Below are 6,546 nucleotides of genomic sequence, written 5' to 3' on the forward strand. Positions count from 1 at the left end.
CGAGTTCAGCGTGGATAACCGCCTTTCGTGACTCGTCTTCAGCGTGGATGAGCGAGTCCCCGTTGCGACTTCGGCGTCCCTGCCGTTGCGGAGTCAGCGAGCCGATCCGGCCGGTTTCGCCCATTGCGATTCCAACTCAGCGTGGACAAGCCTGTCCGGCTGTGAATAAGCGGCTCTCCGGTCCTGGACGCTCCGTTGGCGACGCTGATTTTGAAACATCGGCTCGAACCTCGGCTCGGCGGTTGCCGGGAGGGCAGGGGGCGGCCGGGCCATAAAGGGCCGCTTCGCTGAAGTTGAGTCGGAATCTGCAGCTTCCGTTGCAACTTCAGCGATTCGTGGGATGGACGCGCTTCACAGCCACCACATTTTGTGTTTTCTGAAATGACAGCAACGTGACCGAACGAGGCCGGAGGGGTCCCATGGCGAAAATCCACGAGCAGCTTACCCTGGAGGGATTCGAGGCGGTTCTTGCCCGCACCGAAGACCCCAAGGAGCGCCGCCGTGTGATGATGGCCCATGAAGCGCTGTCCAACGAGATGGACGCGATCGGTTATCTCCACGCCGGCTTCTGCCAAGCCTCGCTGCCGCACCGCAAACCCAAGGACGAGACCGCCCCCTGGGTGCGCAACAACGGCAAGTACCAGCTCGTCGTCCGCCCCGGCATCCTGCCGCTGCGCGACGGGACGGTCCTGGACGTCGGCGTTCCCTACGGCGCCAAGGCGCGCCTGATCATGATCTACCTGCAGACCGAGGCGCGCAAGACGCGCAGCGCCCACGTCGATCTGGGTCCGAGCATGAGCGCGTGGCTGCGCCGTCTCGGGCTGGCCCCGACGGGTGGCGAGCGCGGCAACTACAAGCCGGTGCGCGAGCAGGTTCTGCGGATCGCCCGTAGCGAGTTCACCCTGCGCACCACCACCGGCCCTTCGACGGCGGAGATCTCCGACCAGCGCCTGATCGACGGCATCAAGCTGTGGCGGGACGAGGAGGACACGCCCGACCTGTTCCGCACCGGCGGTGAGTGGGTGCGCTTCGTCCGCCTGACCCAGAGCTTCTTCGAGCATCTGATGGAACACGCGGTCCCGCTGGATGAGCACGCCATCGCCAAGCTGAAGAACTCTGCCCTTGCGCTCGACGCCTATGTGTGGCTGGTCCACCGCCTGCACCGGCTGGACAAGCAGACGGTGGTTCCCTGGCACGCCCTGTCGCAGCATTTCGGCTCGGTCAGCGAGCACCGCGTCCTGGCCTTCCGCCTGAAGGAAGCGTTGAAGGACGTGATGGCCGTCTATCCCGATGCGAACATCGAGCCGACCTCCAAGGGCCTCGTCCTGCGCCCCTCGGCGCCGGCCGTGCCGTCGAACAAGCATCTCGTCCTGCGCCCCGTCCGCGGCTGACGGACGGGGGGTTGAGCGTTGCGGGTGAAACAGCCCAAAGCGCGCAGGGGCGTTGTTGAAAAACCCCTTTAAGGCGTGACATTGTGGGTTGGTCGCAACCATCCGGCGTGATGCTGTGCCGGATGCAGCAGAAGGACCGCTTCCAATGTCCTACAGGGTCGACGACGATCAGTATCCGGCGCGCGCCGTGGTCTCCATCGAGGCCACTTGGGGAAACCGGACCTACGTCGGCTCGGGCTTTCTGGTCGGTCGCAACGACGTCATCACCGCGTCCCACGTCGTCTACAACGCCGCTCTCGGCGGCAAGCCGAGCAGCCTGAAGATCTACCCGTCCTACAATCCCGGCAAAACGGACAACGTCGCCTACGGCGTTGCCAAATCACAGTTTTTTACCAATTTCGATCCGGATTCGGATGGCCGGCTCATCGCCGGCGATTTCTACCGGACCACCCAGAGCGGGTCGGAGATCGACGTTGCCCTGCTGACCCTGTCCCAGCCGATCGGCGACACCTACGGCTATTTCGGGATCGATTGGAACTACAGCGGCGGGCCGGCCAACGTCCTGGGCTATCCTACCAAATACGGACGGTACGAAGTCTTTGACAGCGGCACCATCCGCCGGTCGGGCGTCGATACGGTCTATTATCTGAACGCCGACCTGGAGATCAATCCCGGGAACTCCGGCGGTCCGATCTACTACAGCACCGCAAACGGTGCCTTCGCCGTCGGCGTCGTGTCGACCGCCATCGGCGCCGCTGCGCTTGGCGGCCACGCCTACTGGCTGAGGGATGCCCTGTCCGCCAACGACTCCTACATCGCATCCGGCACCCAGCCGGTTGCCGACTCGCAGCGGCGTGCCTTCGTGAACAACGGCGTGTCCGGCTGGGAAGTGCAGATGGACATCTATGTCGGCCCGCTGACCACGCTGAAGAACGTCTATCTGGGCACCAAATCCATCGAGGCGGTGATCGGCAGCGAGCTGGGCGACTTCATGAATTTGGGCGCCGGCGACGATGCGGCGGACGGCAAGGGCGGCGATGACGTGCTGGACGGCGGCACCGGCTCCAACTTCCTGACCGGCGGGGCGGGCAACGACACCTTCTTCCTGGACGGGCGGGGCACCGGGGTCACCTGGTCCACCATCACCGATTTCGAGGCGGGCGAATGGACGACCGCCTGGGGATGGAAGGAGGGGGTGTCGAAGCTCTCCTGGGAAGCGATGAAGGGCGCCAAGGGGGCCGAGGGCGCCACGGTGCGCATCGACTTCGACGGCAACGGCACCATCGACGGCAGCATCACCTTCACCGGAAAATCGGTCGGCGCGGTCATCACCATGCCGGGGCAGGTCGGCGCCGACAGCTATCTGGCTTTCCGTCTGGCCTGACGGCTCTTTTGCCACGCGGGCATGGAGAGACACGAAGGAGGGCGCGCCCCCGTGTCCCCTTGGTGATCCCACGCGGCCCGGAGCACCCTACAATGGCAGCAGCAGTTCCCGCTCCGCCGCGGCGTCCGGCGACGGTGCGGCCAGCGTTCCGCGGGTGACCGTCACGGCGCTGCGCCCGCCGCCCTGCGGGATGACGCGCACCTGCACGCCGATCCGCTCCACCAGCGCCGGGACGTGGCTGATGACGCCGACCTGCCGCCCGGTGGCCTGAAGCGCCTCCAGGCAGGACAGCGCCAGATCCAGGCTGCCGGGGTCCAGCGTGCCGAACCCCTCGTCGATGAACAGCGTGCCGATCCCGCCGCCGCCGCTGCCCCCCGCCATGGCCGAGAGGCCGAGCGCCAGGGCCAGCGACACCAGGAACATCTCGCCACCGGACAGGCTGTGCACGCCGCGCCGCTCGTCGCCCATCTCGCCGTCCACCACCTGGATCTCCAGGTCGGCTCCGCCGACCCGCTCCAGCCGGTAGCGGCGGGCGAGATCCGCCAGATAGCGATTCGCCTGCACCAGAAGCAGGTCGAGGCTGAGGCTCTGGGCGAAGTTGCGCAGCTTCCGCCCATCGGCGGAGCCGATGAGCTGCGCCATGGTCGCCCACAACCCCTGCGCCCTGCGCTGCGCCTCCACCCGGTCGAGCACGGCGGCGAGGCGGCTGCGATTCTCCGTGTCGGCGCGCAGCCGGGCCTGGGCCTCGCCCAGCCGGTCGCGGGCCTCCCGAAGGCGCCGCCCCGTCTCGGCGCCGGCCTCGCCGGCCTCCTCCGCGCCAAGCGCGGGGCGTCCGGCGGCGTGGTGCTCCTGCCGCAGCCGCACCCGCTCCGCCGCCCGAAGCGCGTCCTCGCGCCGCGCCGACTCGAGGGCGGCCAGCGCCCGCTCCTCCTCGGCCAGCCAGTCCTCGCCCCGGACCAGATGAACGCGCGCTGCCTCCACCGTCACGCCGCAGCGCTCCGCCGCGGCGGCCAGGGCATCCGCCGCGGCTTCCGCCTCGGCGGCGCAACGGCAGGCGGTGTCGCCGCGCGTGGCGACGGTCTGCTCCGCCCCCGACAGGCGGGCCGCCGCGTCCTGCCGGGCGACCGTGGCCTGTTCGACCAGGGCCTCGGCCCGCTGGCAGGCCTCGGCCAACTCCTTCTTCACCGCGGTCACCGCCCGGCCAGCCAGCAGGGACGCCCGCGTCGCGCGCCGATCCTCCAGCGCCGCAGCCAGCCCCTCGCACCGCCGCCGTGCCGCCTGTTCGGCCTGCCGCGCCCCCTCCAACTCCGCCGCTTTCGAGCCGGCCTGCCGCTCCAGGGCCTCGACGTCGCGCAGCGCCTGGGCCAATCCCTCGCGCTGCCGCAGAACGTCGGCGACCCGCCCGCCAAGATCCTTGCGGAACGCGTCGGGGTCTTGGTCGAGCCGGCTGTCCCAGCCCTCAAGCCCGGCGAAGGGCTGGGCCAGTTCCGCCCGCACCGCCGCCCGCGTGTCCGCCGCTTGATCGCGCCGCGCCACGGCCAGGGATTCGGCGTGGCGGGCGGCGTCCCGCTGACGGTTCCGCGCCTCGATCGCCCGCTCCGCCTCCGCCAGTGCCGCGTCCCTCTCCCGGCACGCCTGCACCGCGGCGTCGAACCGCGCCTTGTGGTCCAGCGCTTTGGCCTCGGCCCGTCCGGCCTCCGCCAGCTCCGCGTCCACGCCGGCCAACCGCCGGGTGACGGTCTCAACGTCCGGTTCGGCGGGCAGTCGGAAGTCCGGCCCCCGCTCCGCCCAGCGCGCCGCCGCGGCCGTCCGGTCCGCCGCCAGGGCGGACAGCCGTCCATCCAGGGCCGCCGCGCGCTCCCGCGCCGCCTTCGCGGCGGCGGTGTGGGCGCCCTGCTCCGTGGCCAGTTCGGTCACCTCGGCGCGCAGCGCGGCGACGTGGCGTTCCTGCTCCTCGGCCAGCCGGTCGAGCGGGGTGTGCCCGGCCCCCCAGGGATGCTCCGTGGCGCCGCAGACCGGGCAGGACTCGCCCTCCACCAGTTGAGCGCGCAGCGACGCCACATCTTCGCTGCGGGCGAGGCGCAAGCGGTGCAGAGTGGCGTCCGCCTCCTCCAAGGCAGCCCGACGCTGGTCCAGCCGTGCTGTGGTTTCCGCGCTCCGGGTCTCCCCGTCTGCGGCGGCGGTGCGCTGCTGCTCGCGCTCCGCTTCGGCCTCCGCGGCGTCCGCAGCCAGTCTCGCGGCTTGTTCCCCCAGCTGGGCCAAGGACGCCAGCCCGTCGCGGCGGTCGGCCAGCGCCGTGCGGCGGCCACGCAGGGCGTCCAGCGACTCCACCGTTTCGGCCTTCAGCGCGGACAATGCCTGTTCCGCCGCGTCCCGCCGCGTGGCGGCGTCCAGCCGGACGGTGGACAGGCGGGCCAGCTCCGCCTCATGGGCCGCGGCCTCCGTGGCGGTGCGGCCGGCCTCCGCCTCGGCCTCCCGGAAGGCCCTCGCGGAGTCGTGGTGGCGCTGCAGCAGCGCGTCCCAGCGCGCCCATTGGTCGGCCACCGGCGAAAGCGCCGTCTGACCAGCCAGCCAGCCCTCCCGTTCGGCCGAATCGGCACGGGCCCGTTCCAAAGCCGTCCGGGTGGCGGTCCAACGTTCCCGAATCCCCTTGGCGTCCGCCTCCGCCGTTGCGGCGTCCGCTAGCGTTCCGGCCTGTTGCCCGGTCAGCGCGGCGATCTCGGCGTCCAAGGCGGCGGCCTGTTCCAGTTCCGGCTCAGCAGCGTCGATGGCGCCCCGGGCCGTTTCATAGGCACTGCGCACCTCGCGATGACGGGCCTCGGCCTGGACCAGCCGTTCCTGCGCTTCGGTCACCGTGGCGTGGGCGCGGGCCAGAGCCTCTCCAGCCTCCGACGCTGCTGCGGCGCAACGGTCCGCTTCGCTCAATCGCACCCGCAAGGGTTGGAGGCGGCGCAGCAGCGCGGCCTCCTCCCGCCGCGCCCCGGCCTCCTGCCAGACCTCTTCGGTCCGTGCGCTCGTCATGGCGGCGTCCGTCTCCGCCTTGGCCAGCCGGGCGTCCTGCTCATGCCAGGCGACGGCGGTGCGGGCCTGCTCGAACGCCGTTTCCTCACGCCGGACCGCCTCGGCCGCGGCTCCGGCCTCGGCGTCCAGGGCGGCGCGCTCGTCGTCGGACAGCACGCCGATTCCCGCACATTGCCCCTCCAGCGCCTCCAGCGCCCGCTGTTCCTCCCGGGAGCGCTCATGCGCGGCGACGGAGATGCGGGAGTAGATTTCGGTGCCGGTCAGCAGTTCCAGCAGGGCGGAACGCTCGGTTGCCGGGGCCTTGAGGAAATTGGCGAAATCGCCCTGGGCCAGCAGGACGGCGCGGCGGAACTGCTCGAAGCTCAGCCCCAGCCGGGTGGAAATCTCGTCCAGCACGCTGGTCTTGCCGTCGCCCAGCCGCTTGCCGTCGGCAAGCGCGGTCAGGCTCATCGTTTGCTTCTGCAACTGGCCGCGCGCGTTCTGCCGCGCTCGCCGCAACTCCCAGCGCGCCCGGTAGGCGGCTCCGTCGATTCCCGCGAAATCCACCTCGGCCCAACCGGACCCGGCGCCGCGGCGCAGGACGCTGCGCACGTCGGTGGTGCTGATGGCGTCGGTGTCGCCGCTGGCGCCCAGCGCCACGCCGCGCCCGTCCGGCAGCCGGGGCATGCGGTCGAACAATGCGAGGCACAGCGCGTCCAGGATCGTGCTTTTACCAGCCCCGGTCGGGCCGGTGATGGCGAACAGGCCGGC

The 6,546-nt window shown here is 70.7% G+C and carries 3 protein-coding genes (1 of these 3 only partly in view); 2 read left to right on the top strand and 1 reads right to left on the bottom strand.

The features are described 5' to 3' along the window. Positions 1-419: 419 nt before the first annotated feature. Entirely contained in the window at positions 420-1,391 is a 972-nt protein-coding gene (locus AMK58_RS21475; RefSeq protein WP_014197970.1) for a replication protein RepA, read from the top strand. A 145-nt stretch (positions 1,392-1,536) separates the two neighbouring features. Next, on the top strand, positions 1,537-2,775 hold the full coding sequence (locus AMK58_RS21480; RefSeq protein ID WP_035677795.1) for a trypsin-like peptidase domain-containing protein: 1,239 nt from the start codon (positions 1,537-1,539) through the stop codon (positions 2,773-2,775). Between the two features lie 87 nt (positions 2,776-2,862). Here the strand turns inward: AMK58_RS21480 and AMK58_RS21485 are convergent, their stop codons facing one another. Beyond that, positions 2,863-6,546, bottom strand: partial view of an AAA family ATPase gene (locus AMK58_RS21485; RefSeq protein WP_079285736.1) — the 3' portion only. The gene runs 87 nt beyond the window's last position; 3,684 of the gene's 3,771 nt are visible here — the last part of the coding sequence; the start codon falls outside the window, past its right edge; the stop codon is at positions 2,863-2,865.

Origin of the sequence: Azospirillum brasilense, assembly GCF_001315015.1 — a bacterium.
GTDB classification, from domain to species: Bacteria; Pseudomonadota; Alphaproteobacteria; order Azospirillales; family Azospirillaceae; genus Azospirillum; species Azospirillum brasilense.